The organism is Niabella hirudinis, from assembly GCF_051201075.1.
GTDB classification, from domain to species: domain Bacteria; phylum Bacteroidota; class Bacteroidia; order Chitinophagales; family Chitinophagaceae; genus Niabella; species Niabella hirudinis.
In genome coordinates this window covers 267,102-290,237 of record NZ_JBPEHJ010000004.1, presented here as the reverse complement: position 1 = coordinate 290,237, position 23,136 = coordinate 267,102, and the positions used below count along the sequence as shown (strand labels likewise).

18 protein-coding genes, 1 other RNA gene and 1 pseudogene are annotated in these 23,136 nt (G+C 45.9%); 15 read left to right on the top strand and 5 right to left on the bottom strand.

Features of this window, described 5'->3' with window-relative positions; genetic code table 11:
- Positions 1 to 41 precede the first annotated feature (41 nt).
- The 11 genes and pseudogenes from GGU45_RS10185 (at position 42) to GGU45_RS10135 (ending at position 12,333) form a co-directional block, all read left to right on the top strand.
- The gene (locus GGU45_RS10185) at positions 42 to 1,577 is read left to right on the top strand and encodes a PQQ-dependent sugar dehydrogenase (RefSeq protein ID WP_435224381.1); all 1,536 of its coding nucleotides are present in this window, start codon (positions 42 to 44) and stop codon (positions 1,575 to 1,577) included.
- Positions 1,578 to 2,226: 649 nt separating this feature from the next.
- Positions 2,227 to 3,363 carry a dienelactone hydrolase family protein gene (locus GGU45_RS10180; RefSeq protein WP_435224379.1) on the top strand — a complete coding sequence of 379 codons (1,137 nt, stop codon included), beginning with the start codon at positions 2,227 to 2,229 and terminating at the stop codon, positions 3,361 to 3,363.
- Between the two features lie 344 nt (positions 3,364 to 3,707).
- An RNA gene (gene rnpB / locus GGU45_RS10175) (RNase P RNA component class A) lies at positions 3,708 to 4,174 on the top strand.
- 24 nt (positions 4,175 to 4,198) lie between these two features.
- A complete protein-coding gene (locus GGU45_RS10170) occupies positions 4,199 to 5,356 on the top strand; it encodes an esterase-like activity of phytase family protein (protein WP_435224377.1) in 1,158 nt (385 codons plus the stop codon).
- Positions 5,357 to 5,361: 5 nt separating this feature from the next.
- Positions 5,362 to 6,183, top strand: coding sequence for an SGNH/GDSL hydrolase family protein (locus GGU45_RS10165; RefSeq protein WP_435224375.1), 822 nt, complete (start codon positions 5,362 to 5,364; stop codon positions 6,181 to 6,183).
- A gap of 82 nt (positions 6,184 to 6,265) precedes the next feature.
- A complete protein-coding gene (locus GGU45_RS10160) occupies positions 6,266 to 7,129 on the top strand; it encodes an SPFH domain-containing protein (protein ID WP_435224373.1) in 864 nt (287 codons plus the stop codon).
- Between the two features lie 10 nt (positions 7,130 to 7,139).
- Positions 7,140 to 7,331 carry a type II toxin-antitoxin system antitoxin gene (locus GGU45_RS10155; RefSeq protein WP_435224371.1) on the top strand — a complete coding sequence of 64 codons (192 nt, stop codon included), beginning with the start codon at positions 7,140 to 7,142 and terminating at the stop codon, positions 7,329 to 7,331.
- A 318-nt stretch (positions 7,332 to 7,649) separates the two neighbouring features.
- Positions 7,650 to 8,696, top strand: coding sequence for a ligand-binding sensor domain-containing protein (locus tag GGU45_RS10150; protein ID WP_435224369.1), 1,047 nt, complete (start codon positions 7,650 to 7,652; stop codon positions 8,694 to 8,696).
- 379 nt (positions 8,697 to 9,075) lie between these two features.
- Positions 9,076 to 9,303: pseudogene (locus GGU45_RS10145) on the top strand (type II toxin-antitoxin system RelE/ParE family toxin); the annotation flags it as partial.
- Positions 9,304 to 9,332: 29 nt separating this feature from the next.
- Positions 9,333 to 11,798, top strand: a complete 2,466-nt coding sequence (locus GGU45_RS10140) for a penicillin acylase family protein (RefSeq protein ID WP_435224367.1) — start codon at positions 9,333 to 9,335, stop codon at positions 11,796 to 11,798.
- Between the two features lie 181 nt (positions 11,799 to 11,979).
- Entirely contained in the window at positions 11,980 to 12,333 is a 354-nt protein-coding gene (locus tag GGU45_RS10135; protein WP_435224365.1) for a hypothetical protein, read from the top strand.
- 314 nt (positions 12,334 to 12,647) lie between these two features.
- On the opposite strand, the gene GGU45_RS10130 is transcribed toward GGU45_RS10135, so the two are convergent.
- From GGU45_RS10130 to GGU45_RS10115, 4 genes are all read right to left on the bottom strand, one after another.
- Positions 12,648 to 14,489: a hypothetical protein gene (locus GGU45_RS10130; protein ID WP_435224363.1), complete on the bottom strand. Its 1,842-nt coding sequence runs from the start codon at positions 14,487 to 14,489 to the stop codon at positions 12,648 to 12,650.
- A gap of 605 nt (positions 14,490 to 15,094) precedes the next feature.
- Entirely contained in the window at positions 15,095 to 16,495 is a 1,401-nt protein-coding gene (locus GGU45_RS10125) for an energy transducer TonB (protein WP_435224361.1), read from the bottom strand.
- Between the two features lie 35 nt (positions 16,496 to 16,530).
- The gene (locus tag GGU45_RS10120; protein ID WP_435224359.1) at positions 16,531 to 18,525 is read right to left on the bottom strand and encodes an energy transducer TonB; all 1,995 of its coding nucleotides are present in this window, start codon (positions 18,523 to 18,525) and stop codon (positions 16,531 to 16,533) included.
- 4 nt (positions 18,526 to 18,529) lie between these two features.
- Entirely contained in the window at positions 18,530 to 18,901 is a 372-nt protein-coding gene (locus GGU45_RS10115; protein WP_435224357.1) for a BlaI/MecI/CopY family transcriptional regulator, read from the bottom strand.
- 241 nt (positions 18,902 to 19,142) lie between these two features.
- Between GGU45_RS10115 and trhO the strand changes: the two genes are divergently transcribed.
- Complete coding sequence (gene trhO / locus GGU45_RS10110) at positions 19,143 to 20,171, top strand: oxygen-dependent tRNA uridine(34) hydroxylase TrhO (protein WP_435224355.1); 1,029 nt, start codon at positions 19,143 to 19,145, stop codon at positions 20,169 to 20,171.
- Positions 20,172 to 20,261: 90 nt separating this feature from the next.
- The gene (locus GGU45_RS10105) at positions 20,262 to 20,447 is read left to right on the top strand and encodes a hypothetical protein (protein WP_435224353.1); all 186 of its coding nucleotides are present in this window, start codon (positions 20,262 to 20,264) and stop codon (positions 20,445 to 20,447) included.
- A 90-nt stretch (positions 20,448 to 20,537) separates the two neighbouring features.
- Here the strand turns inward: GGU45_RS10105 and GGU45_RS10100 are convergent, their stop codons facing one another.
- The gene (locus tag GGU45_RS10100) at positions 20,538 to 20,957 is read right to left on the bottom strand and encodes a nucleoside-diphosphate kinase (protein ID WP_435224351.1); all 420 of its coding nucleotides are present in this window, start codon (positions 20,955 to 20,957) and stop codon (positions 20,538 to 20,540) included.
- 130 nt (positions 20,958 to 21,087) lie between these two features.
- Here GGU45_RS10100 and GGU45_RS10095 point away from each other — a divergent pair, with 130 nt between their 5' ends.
- Positions 21,088 to 22,047: a DHH family phosphoesterase gene (locus GGU45_RS10095; protein ID WP_435224640.1), complete on the top strand. Its 960-nt coding sequence runs from the start codon at positions 21,088 to 21,090 to the stop codon at positions 22,045 to 22,047.
- 19 nt (positions 22,048 to 22,066) lie between these two features.
- Entirely contained in the window at positions 22,067 to 23,110 is a 1,044-nt protein-coding gene (locus tag GGU45_RS10090) for an FKBP-type peptidyl-prolyl cis-trans isomerase (protein WP_435224349.1), read from the top strand.
- The last annotated feature ends 26 nt before the right edge of the window (positions 23,111 to 23,136 follow it).

Genomic DNA, 23,136 nt, shown 5'->3' with positions numbered 1-23,136 from the left:
TGGCTGCTGGAAAAATTAATGAACTATAAACCAGATCAAAAATGACAAAAAGAAGGGCTGGTATTAAAGTACTAACTGGTGCATTAGCGGTGGCTTTAAGCTGCGTCCTTTTTCAGTGCCGGCAGGCGCAGCAAGGTCCGCAGATCCGTTTTAATATTGTATTGGATTCATCCGTTCTGGGTGTGCAGGAAATTTCAGTAAGCAATAAAGTCCCCTGGGAGCTTATATGGGGGGCGGACAACAGGCTCTGGTATAATGAACAGGAAGGGCGTATTTACCAGATGGATCCTGTTGGCGGAAAACGTAAATTATTGCTTCGTATTGAGGATGTTGCCGGTAAGACTACTGCAGGTCTCCTGGGTATGGCATCCTCTGCGCCGGACCCGGCAACCGGCCGGTCCTACCTGTTTGCAGCCTATACGTTCGCAATGAAAGATAGCATTGGTCTAAAACTGGTACGGTACCTGGTTCAGAAGGATACGCTTGTTGAACCCAAAGTCATTGCGGTTGTTTCCGGTTTTCGCGGGCATTACGGCAGCCGGGTAGCTATATTGCCGGATCATAAACTGTATTGGGCTACCGGCGATGGGGCGCAGCAGGGCAGTACGCAGAATGCATCCGATCTTAAAGGAAAGATCCTGCGCTTTAACCTGGATGGCCGCATTCCGGCAGATAACCCGGTGCCTGGCAGTCCGGTTTGGGCCAGGGGGTTCAGGAACATACAGGGACTTGCTTTTTCGGATACCACCCTGTTGTATACATCAGAGCATGGCGATGCGGCTGATGATGAAGTAAACCTGATCCGGAAGGGGGGCAACTTTGGGTGGTCCGCCATCGAAGGAAAGGCCAACCTGGCGGAGGAAAAAGCGTTTGCAGACAGCACGCATGCCATTGACCCCTTACTGGCCTGGACGCCCACCATTGCGCCTTCGGGAATAGCATTTTATAATAGTTCAAAGATCCCCGAGTGGAAAAACAGCCTGCTGCTGGTGTCTTTAAAAGACCGGAGTCTTCGTGTGCTCGGCCTTTCAAAAGACGGCCACGCTATTGTAAAAGAAAGGATCTACCTGGATAAGATTTATGGCCGGCTGCGGGCTGTTTGTGTATCGCCGGAAGGTGATATTTACCTGTCTACAAGTAACCGCGACTGGAACCCCTATAGTAAGCCGGCGGCAGATGATGATAAGATCATCCGGATTACCAAAGTGAGCAGGGTTACGGCCAAAGTGCTTCGGGGGAAAGCGCCGGAAACAAAGCTGAGCCGGGAAAATGCAATAGGGCTGTACACAATTTACTGCGCAAGCTGTCATAAGGAGGATGGATCCGGAAGCCCGGGCATGTTCCCATCGCTGCGGACAACCCCTTTGTTGAATCAGCAGCAGCCGCTGATTGATGTGTTCCTGTTTGGAAAAAGCACAAAGGACAACCCCAACCGGATGCCTTCATTTAAATTTCTGAATAATGAGGAAGCCGCAGCGATACTGAATTTTATAAGGAGCGGCTGGGGCAACAATCACAGCGATTCCATAACTGAAGCCGCCGTACAGGAACGAAGGAACGCGAAAAAGGGCAGGTAGTGGATCCAGGTGTTGGGCCGGGAAGACGTAAAACCGGGAAAAGTATGGGGTTTGAAACGTCCGCTGCCTAAAGTTGTTCCGTGAAAGGCTGAGTCCAGATGGCTATAGCATGTACGTCAGGTTGATTTTTGCCCCTGAAAGCTGCAGCGCACCGGTAATCATTGCGGTTTGTACGAGTACGATAATGATATTTATTTCAGATCAACTGAATCTTTGCGCCGCTGCTCCGTTGCGTTGTTGCGGGAAATGTATCGATCTGTTTTATGAATCATTTTCTTATAACCCGGCGTACGCAATTACCGCCGCTCTGCGGCTAAGAGAAGTTTGGAGCACTCATAGAGTTATAAGGGTCAACGGCGCGCTGCGCCTGTTTCTCATTAAAAGATCGGATCTTTGTTCTGGAGGGCTTACCCATACTGTATTTTATGGTAATAGACCTGTTCTTAACTTGACGTATATGCGATGGCTACCGGGAGTGAGCATATATTGGACCTCCGTGTGCTAAGGAAACAACATTGATTTAAATAGGCAGAAACGCATAAAGCTACTGCAGTTGTTGTACATACTTTCGGCCAATATACCCTTTAAACCCAACATAACCGGGTTGGCCGCAAAAACGACTATTCACAAAAATAAAATCTTCAATAAAATGGATAAATATAAAAAATTATATACGCTGCTTTTTGTTTTGTGCGTTTATCCGTTTCAGGCATATAGCCAAAATAAACAGGAGTTGTGGAATAAAATTTCCTCCTGTTTTCATCCTCCGGCTTATTTGCAAAATAACTACGGTAACTATCGCCCTCTATTGAAATTTGATAACGGCGATACCGTTTTAACCAAACAGGCATGGCAGAAGCGGAGGGCTGAAATAGAAACAACCTGGCACCGAATGATGGGCCGGTGGCCTCCGTTTATCCGGAAACAAAAAATGGAAATACTGGGTACCACACAAAGAGAAGGGTTTACACAATACAGGATCCGGTTTAACTGGGCCCCAACGGAAAAAACCATTGCCTACCTGTGCGTGCCCAGGGTAAAAGGGAAACTGCCGGCTGTAATCACCACTTTTTATGAACCAGAAACCGCTATGGGCAATGGCAAGCCCCATCGCGATTTTGCCTGGCAGCTGGTCAAAAGGGGGTATGTTACGTTGTCGCTGGGAACCACCGAAGCATCAAAGGCGGGCACTTATTCCGTTTATTATCCTTCTATCGAAAATGCAACCGTAGCGCCCTTGTCGATGCTGGCTTATGTAGCGGCCAATGCCTGGTACCTTTTGGCGGACTTACCTTATGTTGATGCAAAACACATCGGCATCATGGGACATTCATTTGGAGGAAAATGGGCGATGTTTGCCTCCTGCCTTTTCGATAAATTTGCCTGTGCTGTTTGGTCGGACCCCGGAGTGGTGTTTGATGAAACCAAGGGATCCGCCGTCAATTACTGGGAGCCATGGTATCTTGGCTATTATCCACCGCCCTGGGAAAATACCTGGCGCAAAACAGGGGCTGTAGCCGGTGCAAAGGGCCTGTATCCACAATTGATAAAGGAAGGCCGCGACCTGCATGAGATGATGGCATTGATGGCCCCGCGCCCGTTCCTGGTATCGGGTGGATCATCGGACCCGGTAGACCGGTGGACGGCGCTCAACCAGGCGGTTCGGGTAAATACATTATTGGGTTATAGCAACAGGGTTGCCATGACCAACCGGCTAAAACATGATCCCACTGCGGAGTCAAACGAAGTGGCCTATTGCTTTTTTGATTATTTCCTGAAGAAATAGAGGCTTTTTGGGGCGGCGGGAGTGTGGAGCGCCTGTTGTTTTCGACCACATTGTTCTACAGGGTGCATAACATTTTTTCTACAGCATTGCGTCCTCTTGCGGCAAAACTTAGCGTCTCCTATGTTTGCCACAGAAACACTGAAGCACTGAGGATTTTTGGTTTTTCTAAATGAAAGGAAGGCCATCGCCCTGGCATTAAGAACATCTGTGTTTCGGTGTTTCAGTGGCAATGACACAGGATATTTGCGGAAAAGCCCGGCGTGGAAAAAACCATAAAAATTCAAAAAATGTGATGCACGCGTTTTACATTTTATATTCTGCACTTTACATTTTAAATTTGCACCGTTACAAGCCGGGTTATCGCCTTTCGCTTTGCGATGGGAGGAAAGTCCGGACAGCACAGAGCAGTACACCGGTGAATAGCCGGGTGTTCCACCCCCGATGATTACCGGGGCGGGGCAACAGACAGTGCCACAGAAAATAACTGTGGCGTTTTTAACGCCATGAGGGTGAAAACGTGAGGTAAGAGCTCACGGTATCGGGTAGTAATACCCCATACGGGTAAACCTTGTATGCTGAAATACCATGTAAATCCTGCTTTTTAAAACAGGACTCCTGTTTTAAAAGGTGAGCGGCTCGTTTACAATCCCGCCCTGGTAATGATCAGAGCGGGATGGCAGGAAGGGTAGGTAGATGGATTCATTGGGGTAACCCTTTGAACAGATAAATGATAACCACTTTGTCATGCTGAGCCTGACAACATGCTGAGTTTGACGAAGTACAGAATCCGGCTTACAGGCTTGTAACATTTTAAAAAACGGGCAGGTTCAACAATATGAAATACGGCTATATTTTACTGGCCTTTTTGCTGGTTGCGGCTGGTTGCAGTGCTCCGCAAAAAAATAAGGCATCCCGCTTTCCTGCATCCCTTTCCCGGTTAAAACTCCTTGATGTTTACGAGCTTCCTTTTGATCAGCGGTATGGGGGTACCTGGGTAGGCGGTTTGTCGGGGATTGACTATGATGCTGCAAACGACCGGTATTTTATCATCAGCGATGAGCGGTCCGCCACCACGCCTTCCCGCTTTTACACGGCAATGATCCCGCGGAGCGGGATTGCAAACAGCCGGATCGATACCGTTTTGTTTACGGGCATACATACTCTAAAGATGCTCAATGGTAAAACATTTCCTTCTTTAAAAGAAGGCGCGCAGGAAGCCGCCGATCCGGAATCGATCCGTTTTAATCCCCGCACAGGCAGGCTGGTATGGTCCGGCGAAGGCGACCGGGCCGGGCGGAATGGCGTTGTAAATATCAAAGACCCCTGGATTTGGGAAATGGACCTGGAAGGAAATTACCGGGATAGCTTTGCCTTGCCGGCTAATATGCAGGTGCAAAAGATTGAAAAAGGTCCCCGGGTAAATGGCGTTTTTGAAGGGCTGGGTTTTGCCGGCAATTACCGCCATCTTTTTGTAAGCGTGGAGGAACCTTTGTATGAAGACGGGCCAAGGGCCGATGTGAACTACCCCGGTGCACCGGTGCGTATTATAAAGTATAATACCGCTACGCGCCAACCCATTGCCCAGTATGCCTATTTATTGGATGCGGTAGCCCGCCAACCCAATCCGGAAACGGCTTTCCGGGTAAACGGCATTTCGGAGATCCTGCCGCTGGACGACGACCGGCTGCTGGTAATGGAGCGTTCCTTCTCTATGGGGAATTCCTTTTGTACCATCAAAATATACCTCGCAGATGTACATGCAGCAACCGATGTTTCGGGTATCAGCGGTCTGCATCAGAACAAAAGCTATCAGGCCGCTGCTAAAAAGCTGTTGTTGAATATGAACGACCTGGGACGCTATATCGATAATGTGGAAGGGATAACATGGGGCCCCCCGCTTGCTAATGGGCACTCTTCCCTGCTGCTGGTTGCCGACAATAATTTTAGTAAGGAGCAAAAGAATCAGTTTTTTTTATTTGAAATCATTCCCTGAGCGCTATGAAACGGATCCTTTTATTAAGTATGCTGCTGCTAGCCGTTTATGGCTTTGGCAAAAAAGAATTGAAATGGGTAGCCATTGGCGACAGCATTACCTACCTGAACGACCATCTTGATGAAACCGGAAACCGGGTTAGCAAAGGGTATATGACAAGGGTAGCAGAAAAATTACCGTTTCTGCACTATATCAATAAAGGATACAATGGCTGGACGGCCGGCCGGATTGCAGATCATTTTGATTCCCTTTATATACCCGAAGCCGATGTTTATACGGTATTTCTTGGCACCAATGACTGGTGGCAGGGAAGGCCCATCGGCACGCCGGAGGATTATGAAACCAACACGGGCAATCACACTATCTACGGGTCGTTCCGGACCATTGTGGATCATCTGAGAAAGATCAGTCCCCAGGCACGGATCATCCTGATCACGCCCATGAAGCGGACGGATTTTGTGTACCTGTTTAATCAAAAAAACACAGCATGGGGATCTTACCGTGAAAAGAACGGTCAAACTCTCGGCCAGGTGGCAGCGGCTGTGGTCAACGTTGGGCAGTTGGCGCATATACCTGTAATTGATCTTTACAACGATAAAAAGTTGGGTGAAAAAAAACTGGTGCACTTTAAGCGTTTGAAAAACCCGCAAACCAGAGCCTACCAAAACTATGCTTATCCCGGGTTTCAGAAAATACCATTCAACCCGGAAACGGACGAATATCCTTACCCGGAGGCCGCCATTTATCTTACCTATGACGGGCTGCATCCTTCCGATAAAGGAAATGAGATCATTGCCAGCCGTATTGCAGCGGTGTTAAAGCAATAGATAGGCCACCCGGAAATAAAGTTTGGAAGGTGACGGTTTTCTATGTAATTTTATGATATCATTTTAATATCAAATTAATACCATGGAAAAAATTCTAAAACCCATGTCCGGTTTTTTAGCGCTCGTTATAGCGTTGGCTGTGATAGGCGGCGGCATATACCTGCTTGTAAATGCAGAAGGGCAGGTTGTTTCGCTTGCCGGCGGCATATTGCTGGTATTATTGGGCATTTTTTTTATCAAGGGTTTGATGATTATTCAGCCCAACCATTCGCGGGTGCTTAACTTTTTTGGCAAGTATGTAGGCTCCGTAAAAGATAACGGGCTGTTTTTTGTAAACCCGCTTTATTCCAGTCATAACATCAGCCTGCGGTATCAGAATTTCCAGGGACAAACGTTGAAGGTAAATGACAAAATGGGCAATCCTATCGAGATAGGGGCGGTAATCGTTTGGCAGGTGGGTGATACCTATAAGGCGGCTTACCAGGTAGCCAATTATATCGATTATGTACGTACCCAAAGTGAAGCCGCTATCCGTCACCTGGCGGTTAGCTTTTCCTATGATAGTATGGAGGACGAACAAGCTGAAATGACCTTAAGAGACGGAGGCGAGCGGGTGAACAAGATACTGGAAGAGGAGCTGACCGAGCGGCTGGAGCCTGCGGGAATCGTAATCCGGGAAGCGCGTATCAGCCACCTGGCCTATGCGCCGGAAATTGCCGGGGCTATGTTACAGCGGCAGCAGGCATCTGCTATTGTGGCTGCCCGTATTAAAATTGTGGAGGGCGCCGTGGGTATGGTGGATCTTGCATTGAAAAAATTATCATCCGAAAATATTGTAGAGCTAGATGATGAGCGGAAGGCAGCAATGGTCAGCAACCTGATGGTGGTATTGTGCGGCGAAAAAGCGGCTACCCCGGTGTTAAATGCCGGTACCTTGTATCAATAAAAGATAGGGTTTGAAAGATAAGAAGCGTTTTATATTGCGGATCGACCAATCGGCCTTCCGGTTGCTGGAGCAATGGGCGGCCGATGAGTTCAGAAGTGTAAACGGGCAAATCGAATACCTGCTGCAGCGGGCATTGATGGAGGCGGGAAGGAAACGTGCGAAAACGAATGATGAAGGAGGTAAGCCCGGAGCGAAAAAATAAAGAATGTAGAATCATTGTCGTTTACTTAAGAAGCACCCCGAATAATAAAAAGTTCTTTTAGTTCATTATTTTTTTTATTGCGGTGGCTGCCGGGCTCAAGGTAGAGCCGTTTATCAGTGAAGTTCGTACTACGTATTTTAGATATGTTAAAAGTGCTGAATTGTTTTTATCTACAATAAAAATAGGTTGCTTCGGCAAAGGATTTGGGTTGATACAGAGCGGTTTATGCTTTTTAGGAGTGTAGTACGGTTTGTTTATGGTTACTTAAAATAATACGTATATTTACGTGTTATGCATCATACTAAAGACACCGTTACAATGAAAGTGATATTAGGTAATCAAAACATTTTTATCCTTTGCTGGACTTTTTTACTGGCTATAACAATCTCTTGCGGTAGTCAAAGTCAATCAAATAAGGAAAATCGGGAAGTACAGACTAAAACTGACAGTAAATTGTTGAAATATACAACAGGGATTCGGTCATTTTTAGAGGATAGTAAAGGAAATATTTGGTTTGGTAGTGACAAGGAAGGCGTGTGTTTGCTTTATAATGGCAAGTTTCAATATTTTACAACTGAAAACGGGCTAAGTAACAATCAAGTAAGGAATATTTATGAGGATAAAAATGGCATCATATGGTTTGAATGTGGTAGAGGACTAAGTATATATGATGGACAAAAAATGTCGATTTACAAAGAAAGAAATTACGATTCAACAACAAAGTGGAAATTAGGAGATAAAGACATCTGGTTAAAAGGTGATGAATTAGACGGTTATAATCAACTTGAAAAAAATCCGGGGGTATATCAGTATGATGGAAGAAAACTTTCCTATCGGACATTTCCTGTAACACCAAAATCCGAAGATGAACGTAGGTTTCATTATGCAATTTCGACACCTTTTCTAAAGAGCAAAAATGGTACGATTTGGTTTGGAGCCTACAAAGCGCTAATTGGATATAATGGCTCAGATTTTAAAATAATAACTGATGAAACTCTTGGGCTGGATGGAAAAAATAGTTCTTTGCATATTAGAGGAATCTTTGAAGACAGCAAAGGTAATCTTTGGATTGGCAATAATAGTGGTAGCAATCCTCTTGGGGGCATCGGAGTATTAAAATATGATGGCAAAGAATATCTGCAATTCACGAAACACTATAAGCTGAGAAAAGAAGATACAAAAGCGAACTCTTTAGATAGGGTTTTTTCGATAGGTGAAGATACATTAGGTAATATTTGGTTTGGAACTATTCATTCAGGGGCATGGAGATATGATGGCAATACTGTTAAAAATTACACTAAAAAGGATGGTCTTGTAAGTAATCATATTTGGACTATATACAAAAGTAAGCAAGGCGCGTTGTAGTTTGGGGGAGCAAGCCCGAGTGGTGTATTTCGTTTCAATGGCACTTCTTTTGAAAGAATATATTAACGATAAGTACGAATGCACAACATTGGGTTTTATGCAAGTTGGGCTTGACATTGTAACATCAGCTAATTGCAAATCCCAGCTTCAGTTCCAGCAGACAAATAACTATCAACTTTTGTACCTAACTTCAACAATATATTTTCAATCAGCAGCGGTTAAAGGCAGACGGAATACTAATTCCCAACCTGCACAAAGCCCTGTTCGTTAGCGGCAATTATTCTGAATGAACCGTTGAACATAAACTTGGCAACAAAATTTGAAAACTTAAACCTGAAAAATTTACGCAGTTACCAAATTTTGGTAACTTTGGAATTATACATTTGAAAAGTGGTCTGAAAAACAAGCTGACAACTACTATGAAATGTTACTTGATAATTGCCAAAACATAGCAGACGACCTCAACATCGGAAAAAATTATGATGGAATCAGAGAGGAACTTTTTGGACTGAAAGTAAACCGACATATAATTTTCTACCGAAAGTTTAATGATAAGCCAATTGAAATAACAAGGATTTTACACGGACGAATGGATATTGATGTTTAATTATTAACTTGCTGTTACAAGGTCTATTTATGAGAATCATTCCTTTTTTGGCCGCTGCTGCCGTCACTGTATTGCTGGTATACCTGCTAAACAAACCTGTTGGCGATAAGGTACCGATGCCCCTTGGCAGTTTTTTAAGCCCCCAGGCGGGCTTCTGGCAAAATGCAGAAGATACGGCGGCAAGTTTCAATGAAGCATTGTCTTTTCCGCAACTCAAAGGAAATGTACGCGTGTATTTTGATGAGCGGCTGGTGCCGCATGTGTTTGCGGAACGCGATGAAGATCTTTATTTTGTTCAGGGCTATCTGCATGCAAAATTCCGCCTGTTCCAGATGGACCTGCAAACCCGGGCTGCGGAGGGCCGGGTAAGCGAAATAGCAGGGCCTAAAGCCATCAGTTACGACAGGGAGCAGCGGCGTCTGGGGATGAAGTTTGCCGCAGAAAATTCCCTGCAGGTAATGGAAAAAGATGCCCGCTCGAAGGCCATCTATTCGGCCTACACCGCGGGTATCAATGCCTATATTCACTCGCTAAAAAAAAGTGAGCTTCCGATCGAATATAAGATTCTGAATTTTGAGCCTGAAGAATGGACCAATTTAAGAACGGCATTGCTGTTGAAAATGATGGCCAAAATGCTGGCCTCCGGAACGGAGAAAGACCTTGCTTATACCCGCCTGCACCAGGTTTTTTCTACCCGCCAGCTGGATGCATTATACCCTCAAATACCAGATTCATTAAAGCCGATTGTTCCGCCGGGGACCATCTTTCCCGCGCCAGGTGTATCACCGGTAGCACCGGCGGGCGCGGATACAGCTTATTTTAAAGAAGCAACGCGCTTAACAGCTTTTGAACAGTATATGCCAGATCGTGATAACGGGAGTAATAACTGGGTGGTGGCCGGAAGTAAAACGGTCGCTAAAGTGCCCATTCTTGCCAATGATCCGCACCTGGAACTATCTCTGCCGTCAATATGGTATGAGATGCAATTAAGCACGCCGGCAGGCCGGGCTTATGGCGCTACGTTACCGGGCAGTCCTTATATTATTATCGGCTTTAATGATGACATTGCCTGGGGTGTTACCAATGCCCAACGGGATGTAAAGGATTATTTTTCGATCCGGTTTAAAGACAGCCGGCGTCATGAATACTGGTTTAATCAACAATGGAAGCCGGCGCAGCAGCGTATTGAAGCCATTAAGGTAAAGGGACAGTCCACTGTATATGATACCGTTTCCTATACGGTGTTTGGCCCGGTAATGTATGATGTAACATTCCGGGATACCCTTACACAAAACAACGGACTGGCGGTTAAATGGGCCGCGCATCATACCGGCGATGACGGCAACACCTTTTACCTGCTAAACCGGGCAAAGACCTACGATGACTATGTAAATGCTATAAAGTTCTTTGAATGTCCCGGCCAGAACTTTGTATTTGCCTCAAAGTCCGGAACCATCGCGCTTTGGCAGCAGGGGAAGTTTCCGGCGCGGTGGAATAGCCAGGGGATGTACGTGATGCCGGGTACCGACAGCAGTTATAACTGGCAGGCATGGATACCGCAGGCAGAAAATCCGCATGCCGTTGATCCCGTGCGCGGCTACCTGTTTAGCGCCAACCAGCGTCCGGCTGATGCCGCCTATCCCTATTATATTCCCGGAACCTATATTACACCGAGGGCCGGGGCCATTGACCATTACCTGGGAGGGATGAAGGACATAACGGTACAGGACATGATGGCGCTGCAAAATAACTATTACAATATCACGGCCCGCGATATGGTGCCGTTGCTGTTGAAGTACACTGATGAAGACCGGCTTTCGGCATCCGCAAAAAAGTATTATTCCATTGTAAAGGACTGGGATCAGTTTGCCGGGCCCGCTTCTGTGGGGCAAACGGTGTATCAGGTATGGATGGACTCACTGATGGTAAATACCTGGCAGGATGAGCTGGGCCGCGCCGGCTTTAAAGTAGAACTGCCTGCGGAGCAAACATTCATGGAGCTGCTGAAAAAAGATTCTACGGTCATGGGCTATGCAGACGATATCAATACCATCGAAAAAGAAACCATTCATACACAGATCACCAATGCGCTGAATAAGACGGCTGCGCTGATGACCCGGCTGGAGCGGGAAGGAAAGCTGGAGTGGGCAAAGTTCAAAGATGTAAGTGTTTATCACCTGTTAAAGGACGCACTGCTGCCCTTTGCGCATACAGGTTTGAACGTGGGGGGATGGGGTAATATCATCAATGCCGTCAAGAAAAGCCATGGCCCCAGCTGGCGTATGGTGGTACAGTTAAGTACACCTGTAGAAGCCTATGGTGTTTATCCCGGTGGACAAAGCGGTAACCCCGGTAGCCGTTTTTATGATAATGCCATCGATGACTGGGCCTCCGGCAGGTATTACCGGCTCTGGCTCATGAGCGCGGAGGAGCGAAACGACGCCCGCGTGAAATGGCGTATGGATTTTTCTAAAAACGAATCGTTATTGTTTTGAAGCGTATTATAAATTGCAATTAACAAATGATAGCCGGTGAACTTAAGCGCTTGAAAAAACGGCCGAATGATCATTCAGGCGGGGATTAAAAAATGGAGAAAGATTATTAAGAAGGATGACTACTTAATGCCTCTTAACGCCTTAGTGGTTTAGTAAAACAGGTTTATTTTAATTTCAACATATGAAATTCTTTGTCAGTATTCTTGCCATCGCTTTATTATCCTATATCTGCGGGGTTTATTTTCCCTGGTGGATGATTGCCGCAGCAGGTTTTGTTGTAACGCTGATCCTTCCCCAAAAACCGACGCTTGCTTTTTTATCGGGTTTTACTGCCGTGTTTTTACTTTGGCTGGTACTGGCCCTCCTGATCAATGCGGCCAATGGCGGCATCCTGGCGGCCAGGGTGGGGGCATTGCTGGGTATTGGCAACAGCCCGGTGTTGCTGGGAGTGATCAGCAGCATCATTGGCGGACTGGTTGGCGGGATGGGAGCCTTGAGTGCGGGTTATTTAAGGCAACCGAAGCGAGGGCATTAAAATAAGAAGGTAACAACGCCACACAGGCCGGGAGGCTTCGTGAATGAGGATGGCTTTAACCGCAAAGGTTCTGCTAAGGTATTTAATAACTTTCTTCTGCGATCGCTTTGGGGGGTGTAATCTTCCTGGAAACCGCTCTGGCGTCCGGTTTCAACCGCAAGGCGCGCCAGGAATTCGCGAGGTTCGCAAGGATATTTAACAGCCCCATTGCGTATTCGCTGCGTCCTTTGCGTTAAAAAAGGAATACAAAAAATATTATGCACCCTCACTTTGAATCCCCCGCGTGCTTTACGGTTAAATCCTAACCGCCCCCACTAGTTAAAATGGGTGTTCAACAGCAGCCGGTTGGCATCGTCCCGGATTTCAATACGGGATTTTCCCCTGATGGCAGAATAAATGTTCACCTCCTGTGATTTATTTTTCAGCTGTTTTACAAATAAAGGCAACTGCCTGGTGGGTCGGTTTCTTTTCTGCCCTTTATATAAGTACAGGGTAACTTCTTTTTTTGCAACTGAGTCGATAGCGGCATAGTGGAAAACGGATTTCTCTAATGGCAGCAACCGGTTCTGATAATAAAAGTCGTAGTCAAACCAGGGCTTGTCTGTAGGTGGAAACACGCTCACATCAGTTGATGAATTGGTAGGACTGTAATTTGAATAATTGCTATCGGAACGCAAAACATAATAGTGGTTGATGGTGGAGTCTTTTAAATAGAACCAACGTTCCAGAACTTGTCCAACTGTAAAAGGCTTATAGCCCGTATAGTATTGCAGGTAATCCGCCAGGGTTTTGGGGAACGCCCCTTTTTTAGATTTTTCAATAACCCCCGTTCCGCAAAGTATGATTAGTTTGTGGTGCTTTTTTAATTGCACCCGGTTTAAAAGTTTTTTTGCTGCCGCTTTATTTTGTTCGCCGGGCAGGCACTCGCCGCAAAAATTATAGCCGATTACCTGGATACCGATATTGTTGGCATATTCTATTAAATTGTGAAGCAGGGGTTCCCGGATATACAGGCCCGACCCTACACCGGCCCGGCTTGCCCCGAATGGTTGATGGAGATCTTCTATGGCCAGGTGTGTAAAGCCTCTTTTTTTTAGTGAATCCAATAAATGAAAAAGGAAAGCCCGGTTTCTTACGTCAAAGCCCAGCTCATTAAACATGATAATTTTCCGGTTCTTTATTCGGTCAAGAATATATTGATCCGCGCGGGCAATTGAAAATCCTTCCGGGCACGAAATTTTTTTTACAGAGCTGTCCCTGGTGGCCTCTTTGTGCAATCCTAAGAGGGATTGGTAGGTTGACAAGCTTTGCTTGTAGTTGCTGTATGAATAGATATCATCGCTTAGCTCCAGTTCATTTTTGTCCCAGTTCTTTAATATATTGACGGGCTCAAAATAGGAAATGCTTCCGTTTTTAAAAAATGAATTAGCAGCAACCTTGAAATAATCATGATAAATAAATTGATCCGCGTTTTTTATAGATTGAATGATACCCGTTGTATTCCAGAAGCTCCTCGTTTGCAGGATGGTGTCTGATCCATACCTGTTGAAACGGTAGCCTGCAGTTGCCCTGTAATGCAGGATGCCATTTTTATTCAGATTCTGGTCGGCGTTAATAGGGGTTGCTATCATTGAATAGTCCAGGTAGGGAATATAACCCAATACGAGGAAAGACGTATCGCTGGTATTTGGGCGAACGAGTGCAGCGGATGCAATCCACTTGTTTGCAGTATCCTGCGCATACCAGGTTTGGATGGAACGTTTTTTGTTGATTCCCCGGAGTAAGTTGATTTTGTGAAAGCCGGCTAAGCGATCCTCTGTTATTGGAAAATCTTTTTTGACTTTAAATACCAGGATATACTCCCGCTGCCGTTCTTCATTGTATTTTGTTGCGGCGTACGCGGGTATTAAATGATCTTTGTGGCTGTTCAACCAGCGATAGAAGTTGGTTTTTTTTAGTGCCCGCAACGCGCTTTTATCCATATATCGAAACCCATAGGTTTTATAAAACCCGGTGTTGGTGACGCTGTCAATGAAAAACCGTTCGGGAAATTCCTGGCGGATGAAGTTGTTGCTTTTGTACCCGATGAAATTGGGATGGCTGCAACTCCAGCAGAGCGTAAAAAAGAAGAGGTAGAAGACGCCCGTTTTTTTCATTACCAATATTGTTGATGTTTGCTATTGCGATATATTTCACGCAGAGACGCAAAGGAGCAAAGACGCGAAGCTTTGGCCTTAGCGCCATCGCGGCGCTTCATGATCTCGGTGCTTCAGCGCCTCTGTGGCATACCGCGATATATTTCACGCGGAGACGCAAAGGAGCAAAGACGCGAAGCTTTGGCCTTAGCGCCATCGCGGCGCTTCATGATCTCAGTGCTTCAGCGCCTCTGTGGCATACCGCGATATATTTCACGCGGAGACGCAAAGGCGCAAAGACGCGAAGCTTTGGCCTTAGCGCCATCGCGGCGCTTCATGATCTCAGTGCTTCAGCGCCTCTGTGGCATACCGCGATATATTTCACGCAAAGGCGCAAAGGAACAAGGACGCGAAGCTTTGTGTTTAAGAAGCTGTTTAGAATTCTCATTATTACAATTCCGTATAACAAAGACTAAGGCTCTCAAAAACCATTAAGAAGTTAAGATGTATTAAGAACTGCGGCTACTGAACTGTTCTTAATGCCTTAATGGTTTTTAATCATTCTATTTTTAAACAACTTCTTAGCGCCTTCGCTCTGTGTTTCAGAATCTCCGTAGCGTCAATGATTAACCTTCTGTAACCTGGAAGGTGACGGGTTGCTTGCGATAGGCTTTTACAGGTTTCCCTTTCATCATGGCCGGCGTCCATCTGCCGGATTTGCGGATCACCCGCTTTACTTCGGCACCCATGCCAAAGCCGGGGTCTTTGATGATCTTGATGTCGCTCACATCCCCCGCGCGATCTACTACAAACTGGGCAATAACCTGGTAATTGCCGGCCTTGGCGCCATGCTCTACCGGTACTTCACCCCGGAGATTCCGTTCCAGAAATTGGCCCCAGTTGTCCGGGTAGCTGGCGTCTTTTTCCACTTTGGAGTAAACCTCAGGCTCTTCGTCTTTTACGATTTTTGGCGGGGTAAATGTTACCTCTTTCACTTCCGGGTCTTTTACGATCCTGGGCGGCGTCATCCGCTGTGTGGTATCTGTTACAGCAATACTATCGGGCACTGCCACATTGTTGTCTGGAATTACAGTTGCCGGTCTGTTGGTTGTGGAATCAGCGCTTTGTTTAGAAGCCGGGTCGGCCGATTGGCAGCTTATAATAAGCAATGCCGATAAGAGTATAAACAGGGGCAATGCCATCCACTGCCTTACAAGCGGCCGGTGCATAATGCGTGGTTTTGTTAACATATTAATTCTTCGTTTTAGTTGCGTATTAAAAAAAGGGTGTACCAATAGCTGTTGTTTGCTGTGGATGGCTTCGGTAACCAGGAGCGTGGCATATTCCAGCTCATCGGAGTCCTGCGCCGCAAAGGCATCGGCCGAAAACTCATGAATGGCTTTGAGCTCATTTTTTATCAGCCAGAAAAAGGGGTTGATCCAGATAGCGGCGCTGATTATTTCGGATATCAGCACATCGGCGCTATGCCATTGCTGTATATGAAAATATTCATGCCGCCATATTTTTTTGCCCCGCTCCGTGTATTCATCAATAGCCGGCGACCAAAACAGCCAGCTAAAAAAGGAGTAGGGAGCGGCCGGCTCGTGGGTTTCAATAATGAGCAGCGAACGCCATCTTTGAGTATTGCTAAAGAGACGCTTTTTTACCAACATCACCACACCGCTGATGATCCTTGCCAAAAGGAACAGTGTAATGCCGCAGTAAATAACATATAGGATTGGAGTGATGCTTAAGGGGGAGGGCTGCTGTGAGGCAACCACCACTTCAGGCAGAAGCAGTGCATTATACCGGATAAGGGTCTGGATGCCTATATTATCTCCGGTGGTCATGGAAATATAAAAGGGTACTTTGATAAACGGTACCGCAATACTCAGTACCAGGCTGACCAGTAAGAAAAAGCGGTTGAACTTGTGCAGCTTCCTGTTTTTTAAAAAAAGCAGATAATAGCTGTAAAGCAAACCGGAGCAAAGCAGCATTTGAAAAAAATAGATAGCGATTGTTTTCATAAAAGTGATATTTTATGCTGAGAAGGAACGAAGTATTAGTTTACCACAAATGTGATCGGTTGTTTCCTGTACGCTTTTACGGGCCGGCTGTTTTGCATGGCCGGAATCCATTTCCCGGAGATTTTGATCACTCTTGCCGCTTCTTCGGCTGTGCCGAAGCCGGGGTCCTTAATGGCTTTTATATCGCTGACATCACCATTGGTGTCTACGATAAACTGCATTACTACGGTATATTTTCCCGGTTTTGCGCCGCTTTTAACGGGCGTTTCCCCCTGGAGGTTCATGGTTAAAAAGTGTACCCAGTTGCCGTCATAACTTGCGTCCTTTTCTGTTTTTGTAAAAATATCGGGCTCCCGTACTTTCTGGGGGGGAATCGTATCCGAAGCCGGAATCGCTGCTGCCACAGGTTTCTCAACAGCTACCTGGAAATAGATGGTTTGAATATAAACAGCGCGCACTTTATGGTTGTTTTGCACCGCAGGCTGCCAGCTGCCCGATTTTTTAATAACCCTTAAACCTTCTTCTTCCATTCCATAGCCGATAGCCGTCAGGGGTTTTATATTACTAAGCGTACCATCCGTTTCCACCACAAACTGGTAAGCAGTACGGTAGGTTCCGGGAGCTGCCCCGTTTGCAACCGCCACTTCACCCCGGATGTTGGCTTCGATATGCCGGCTCCAGTCGCCGTTGTAGGTGGCCGGCGTTTCTGTTGTGGTAAAGTAGTTGGCGCCATCGATTTTCAAAGGGCTCCATTCGGGCTGTACAGATACCGGGGTGACGGTGGTGTTTTTATCCGTAAACGCTACCACCACTACGGCAAATGGCTTTATGGGGGCAAGGTCCTCACTCCGGTTTGCTTTCTGCGAAGCAATAAAGGCTTCTAATTTTTTACTGTGATACCCTTTTGCAAGCAGGATGATGGCGCCCGCTGCCTGGTTGTTCCCGTATAGTTTGCGGGTATTTTCTTTTGATAGTACCGTAACGGTAGCTATATTATTAAACGGTATTTTTTTAAAAGCTTCCTCGCTGATGATTTTATCATTATAGATCCGCAATGTATCATTGGGCTGATCAGATGGTTTTTTTGAAGAAACAGGCGAGGGGTTGGTATTGAACGCTTCTAAAAGGACGTTGCCCGAAAAGCCGGTTGCCTTTGAAAAGGAAGCGGCGGCATGGTATGTAAAGGCAAACAGGCAAAATACAAGAACGGAAAGGGGGAGTACCATTATTTTTCTCAGGTACTGGTATGCGGTTTTATTATTTTTGGTAAGCATAGCAATTCTTCGTTTTAATTGGTTATTAAAAAATGGATTGGTCAGGTGTAATTGTTTTTGTTGAATGGCACTGGAAACCAGGATGCCTGCGTAACTGAGCGGACCGGCATCTTTAGAAGCGTATTGATCGGCCAGGAATTCCTGGATCATTTTCAGTTCCTTCCGGTACAGATAAAAGAATGGGTTGAACCAAAATAAGCACAGCAGCAGTTCTATAAATAAGAGATCAACGGAATGCCGCTTTTCAATATGATACATTTCATGGAGCAGTATGTGTTTGCCTTCGTCAGAAGCGGGGTTGTGCTTTTTGTTCCAGAATAACCAGCTGAAAAAGGAGAAAGGCGCGTAATGATGAACGGTTTTTATAAAGGTGATGCGCCCCAATTGTTCCTGCTGGCTTTGATTCTTGATTTGTACCACTTTTGCAATGCCCGCAATAAGACGGACAAAAAGAATAAAACATACGGTAAGGGCCGCCCAGCTCGCAGCAGCGCTCCAGTCGATATGTTTGACTGGTATGGCAACTGCCACGTCAGTTCCTTCCGACAGGTAAATTTTCCCCAGGCTTTGGGTGATTACATTGTTCCCCTCCAGCGAAAACCGGATCCGGAACAATGGCAGTACAATGGATAGTATGGCTGCCGCCAGCAAATAAAACCGGTTGTACTGATGGAACCGTTCATTTCTCAAAAAGAAATGATAATATGCATACAGGATGCCCGAGCAAAGCGCTACTTTGAGGAGGTAAACAAGCATAACGTTATTTTTTGGATTGTTGCTGTTGTTTTATTTGCTGCAGGAGCGCTTCCAGCTCTTCAATGCTCAGATTATTTTCCTTTACCATAAAGGACACCACATTGCTGAAGGAACCTTCAAAATACCCTTTTACAATCTGCTTCATGGTTTTTTTGGAATAGTCTTCTTTGCTTACAGCGGGTACATACTGGTGTTGCCGGCCAAATACGTTTACGGTTACAAACGTTTTTTCCACCAGTATCTTCAGGATTGTGGCTACGGTATTCTGGTGGGGCTTGGGCACGGGCAGCAGATCCAGTATTTCTCTTAAAAACATTGGCCCCTGTTGCCAGAGCGCCTGCATAATCTGCTCTTCGGCTTTTGTCAATTGTTTCATGAAATCGTATTTTAAAGCAATTTAAAACTAATTATTTAGTTTACAAACTATTTTTTTAGTTTTATTTAAAATCCCGGTTTTTGAGGCTGTTTGAAAATGGATCTCTTCAGAAAAATCAGGTGCTAATTTGCCCGGGAGACAGGGATTTTCTATCTTTGCGGCGAAATTTGGTGCAGCCTGCAACTGTCCAATTAATAAATTTAATTATCACACCAATTTGTGATTCAAGTTTCCGGATACTATGGCACTACACAACCGCATATCACGTAAGGAGCTCAAAGAACGTATTTTGACAGATACAACGCCCCGTACCACGATCTCCTTTTATTGTTATTTCAGGATCGCCGACCCGGTGGTTTACCGTGATGGCCTGTATAAGGCACTTTCTGCTATTGGGGTGCTGGGGCGCATTTATATTGCGTCCGAAGGAATAAATGCCCAGATAAGTGTGCCCTCAGCCAACCTGGAGCAGCTCCGGAGCGTCTTGAGCGGGACGCCTGCATTAAACGGCCTCCGGTTAAATATTGCGGTGGATGATGATGGGAAGTCTTTTTATGTGCTGGATATAAAAGTGCGGGAGAAGATTGTAGCAGATGGCATCGCCGATCCTGATTTTGATATAACACGAAAGGGAAAATATGTAAACGCCGGTGAATTTAACAATTTGACAAATGACCCCGAAACGATCGTTATCGACATGAGAAATCATTACGAGTTTGAGGTGGGGCATTTTGAGAATGCGATGGAGATCCCAAGCGACACCTTCCGCGATCAGTTGCCTATGGCCGTGGATATGATGCAGGAACATATCGATAAGAATATTATTATGTACTGTACCGGCGGCATCCGGTGCGAAAAAGCCTCTGCTTATATGTTGCACCGGGGGTTCAAAAATGTGTATCACCTGGAAGGGGGCATTATCAATTATGTAAACCAGGTAAAGGAAAAGAAGCTGCCTAATAAATTTCATGGCAAGAATTTTGTCTTTGATCAACGCCTGGGAGAACGTATAACCGATGAGGTGATCGCCTGCTGTCACCAATGCGGCAAACCCGCAGACACGCATGTAAATTGTGTAAATGACGCCTGTCACCTGCTGTTTATCCAGTGTGAGGAATGCCGCAAGCAGTATGACAATTGTTGCAGCAGCGCATGCCAGGAATTTATCCATCTACCGGAGGAGGAGCAAAAAGAACTGCGGAGGGGGATAGACCTGGGACGGAATGTTTTTAATAAATCCCGATCGCGTATGAAGGAATTAATAAAATAATAATGATATAAATAAAGGCTGTAGTAATTTTTTTTAGTACCTTGCTGTTCAGCCTTTTATTCCACGTTAACTATATTAAAAACCGGTTTTATGAAACGCTATCTTTCTATTCTTTCGCTGATTTTTCTTACATCAGTGCCCTCGCTCCTGCTTATCGCCAATCAACGGATACAGGAAGAAGAAAAAATGACAACTTACCATCCTGGTCATCAAAGGGTATTATCGCAAAATGTACTTTTACATGCCCGGTTTATCACCGGGCAGAGGGTACGGTAATGCCTGCGTTACCTTGACTAAAAAAGCCGGCCCTTATTCAGTGCCGGCTTTTTTTTACCTGTTTTAAAAATGATTTGTTACGGATCCGTCTTATAATACGCGCTCCAGACCGCTGAAGAAGAAATCGCCTTCGATGCGGGCATTTTCATCGCTATCACTGCCGTGAACGGCATTTTCTCCAAGAGAAGTAGCATATAACTGACGGATGGTTCCCTCCGCTGCTTTTGCCGGGTCGGTAGCGCCGATCAGCTCACGAAAAGCGGCTACCGCGTTTTCTTTTTCTAAAATGGCTGCCACAATGGGACCGCTGCTCATAAACTGCACCAGTTCCCCATAAAAAGGACGTTCCCTGTGCACGGCATAAAATTCGCCCGCTTTTTCTGCGGAAAGCCGGGTTACTTTTAGCGCAACAAGCTTGTAGCCTTCCTTTATAAAACGGTCGATAATAACGCCGGCATGCCCGTTTTTCATAGCATCAGGCTTAATCATGGTAAAAGTGCGATTACTCATTTTAAGATTTAATTTAATTTGGCCGGCAAATTTAGGAAAAATCCTCCACTCCAAATCACAGATTTACCTATTTTTGCGCCCATTGAAACCCATAACAGACATATTCTCCATTTTAAAGCAGCCGGCTAAAATGGTCATTACGATGCATCAGAAGCCGGACGCCGATGCCATGGGTTCTGCCCTTGGGTTAACGCATTACCTCAAACAGCTTGGGCATTCGGTTACGGTGGTATCGCCTACCAACTGGGCGCCCTGGTTAAACTGGATGCCGGGAGCTGAAGAAGTACTCAATTACGATAAAGAAAAGGAAAAGGCGCGGGCCGCGCTCTCAGAGGCTGCAGTGCTTTTTTGCCTCGACTTCAATATCTTTCACCGCACCAAGAATTTTGAGCAGGACCTGTACGGTGCGCAATGCCTCAAAGTGCTAATCGATCATCATCGTGAGCCGGATACGCCCTCCTTTGATTTCGGAATCAGCGATACGGGTAAAAGTTCTACCTGTGAAATGGTTTATGATTTTATCCTGGCCGCTGGTGATGCGTCGTTGCTGAACAAGGATATCAGTTCCTGTTTATATGCGGGGCTGATAGCAGATACCGGCTCCTTCCGGTTTGATGCCACAACGCCGGCCGTACATCGTATGGCTGCGCGGTTGATGGAGCAGGGGATCCGGCACACCGAAATTCATAGCCTGTTATTTGATAATTTCCTTGAAAACCGGCTACGCTTTATGGGGCATGTGCTTCAGCACCGTATGGAATTCTTTTATGAATATAACACGGCGCTGATAGCGATTCCCAAATATGATATACTGAAGTATGAAATAAAAACCGGCGATACGGAAGGATTGGTGAATTTTCCTCTTTCCGTACAGGGCATTAAGCTGGCGGCCCTGGTAATTGACCGGGAAGAAGAACGGAAGTGGAGTTTCCGGAGTAAGGATAATTTTGACTGCAACGCATTTGCGCGCAGCTATTTTAGCGGGGGCGGGCATTTTAATGCATCCGGCGGCGGATCAAAGGACAGTTTGCAGGAAACCATCGGTAAATTTAAAGCGGCTTTAAAAGAGAATGAACATTTATTACGATAAAATAAATATAAAAGCAACAATGAAACGATTCAAAAGCGCAGGACTGCTTCTTTTAGCAGTAGTTGCCTTGACGGCTTGTAATGATAAAGGGTTCAAGACCTCGCCTAGCGGGCTTAAATATAAGATCATTCGCGGGCAGGAAAACGGAAAGGACAGCGCGATGGACGGTAATGTTTTAAAATTGGGCATGATCGTCCGGCTCAGCGGGCATAAGGATTCTACGCTGGCGAATAGTTACGGAAAACTTCCCTTTTTTACATCGGTTCGGGTTGCGCCTCCTGGTCAGGCCGTGTATGATCCCTCGGAACTGTTTCCGGGTCTTAGAAAAGGCGATAGCCTGATCGTGGTGGTTCATGTAGATTCGGCTATTAAAAAGGGCGTAATCCCCGAAACACAAATTCCGGCCCCCCTGCAGAAAGGCGACCGGATTACCTATACTTATAAGGTGCTGGAGATTTTTAAATCGGACAGTCTGGCACGGATCGACTATCAAAAAGAAATGATCAAAGATGCCCCGCGCCAGCAAAAAGAACAGGAAGAGAAAATGGCGAAACTGAAGCCGGAGCTGGAGGCAAAACAAAAAGCAGAGGATGCAGAACTGGCGCAGTCGGGCGAGAAGGCAAAACAAATTGCAGCCGTAGCCGATTATCTTAAAAAGAAAGGAATCAGCGCCACTCAAACTCCGTTGGGTACATTTATAAAACAGGATAACCCCGGAACTGGAGCTCCCGTGGCAGATGGTAAATATGTAACAGTAAAATATACCGGTAGAAAGATCCTGAATGACAGTATCTTCGAAGGACCCAATTCTTTTACCGCAAAAGTTGGCATGGGTGGCGCTATCCGGGGCTTTGAGGATGGGTTAAAACAATTCCGGCAAGGTGGTAAGGGTGTTATTTATATCCCGGGTTACCTCGCCTATGGTAAAACACCTCCCCAGGGTGCGCCGTTTAAGTCCTATGAGCCGCTGAGCTTTGATGTGGAGATTGCAGCCGTGAGCGATACCATGCCGGCGCAAAAAATGCCTCCGCAGCCATCGGCAAAACAGGAGCCTAAAAAATAGTACACTATAAGAACTTTTTAAATTGG

Coding starts and splice junctions, on each gene's coding strand:
- GGU45_RS10185 (WP_435224381.1), top strand. CDS start 42: ATGACAAAAAGAAGGGCTGGTATTAAAGTACTAACTGGTGCATTAGCG.
- GGU45_RS10180 (WP_435224379.1), top strand. CDS start 2,227: ATGGATAAATATAAAAAATTATATACGCTGCTTTTTGTTTTGTGCGTT.
- GGU45_RS10170 (WP_435224377.1), top strand. CDS start 4,199: ATGAAATACGGCTATATTTTACTGGCCTTTTTGCTGGTTGCGGCTGGT.
- GGU45_RS10165 (WP_435224375.1), top strand. CDS start 5,362: ATGAAACGGATCCTTTTATTAAGTATGCTGCTGCTAGCCGTTTATGGC.
- GGU45_RS10160 (WP_435224373.1), top strand. CDS start 6,266: ATGGAAAAAATTCTAAAACCCATGTCCGGTTTTTTAGCGCTCGTTATA.
- GGU45_RS10150 (WP_435224369.1), top strand. CDS start 7,650: ATGAAAGTGATATTAGGTAATCAAAACATTTTTATCCTTTGCTGGACT.
- GGU45_RS10140 (WP_435224367.1), top strand. CDS start 9,333: ATGAGAATCATTCCTTTTTTGGCCGCTGCTGCCGTCACTGTATTGCTG.
- GGU45_RS10135 (WP_435224365.1), top strand. CDS start 11,980: ATGAAATTCTTTGTCAGTATTCTTGCCATCGCTTTATTATCCTATATC.
- GGU45_RS10130 (WP_435224363.1), bottom strand. CDS start 14,489: ATGAAAAAAACGGGCGTCTTCTACCTCTTCTTTTTTACGCTCTGCTGG.
- GGU45_RS10125 (WP_435224361.1), bottom strand. CDS start 16,495: ATGAAAACAATCGCTATCTATTTTTTTCAAATGCTGCTTTGCTCCGGT.
- GGU45_RS10120 (WP_435224359.1), bottom strand. CDS start 18,525: ATGCTTGTTTACCTCCTCAAAGTAGCGCTTTGCTCGGGCATCCTGTAT.
- GGU45_RS10115 (WP_435224357.1), bottom strand. CDS start 18,901: ATGAAACAATTGACAAAAGCCGAAGAGCAGATTATGCAGGCGCTCTGG.
- trhO (WP_435224355.1), top strand. CDS start 19,143: ATGGCACTACACAACCGCATATCACGTAAGGAGCTCAAAGAACGTATT.
- GGU45_RS10105 (WP_435224353.1), top strand. CDS start 20,262: ATGAAACGCTATCTTTCTATTCTTTCGCTGATTTTTCTTACATCAGTG.
- GGU45_RS10100 (WP_435224351.1), bottom strand. CDS start 20,957: ATGAGTAATCGCACTTTTACCATGATTAAGCCTGATGCTATGAAAAAC.
- GGU45_RS10095 (WP_435224640.1), top strand. CDS start 21,088: ATGGTCATTACGATGCATCAGAAGCCGGACGCCGATGCCATGGGTTCT.
- GGU45_RS10090 (WP_435224349.1), top strand. CDS start 22,067: ATGAAACGATTCAAAAGCGCAGGACTGCTTCTTTTAGCAGTAGTTGCC.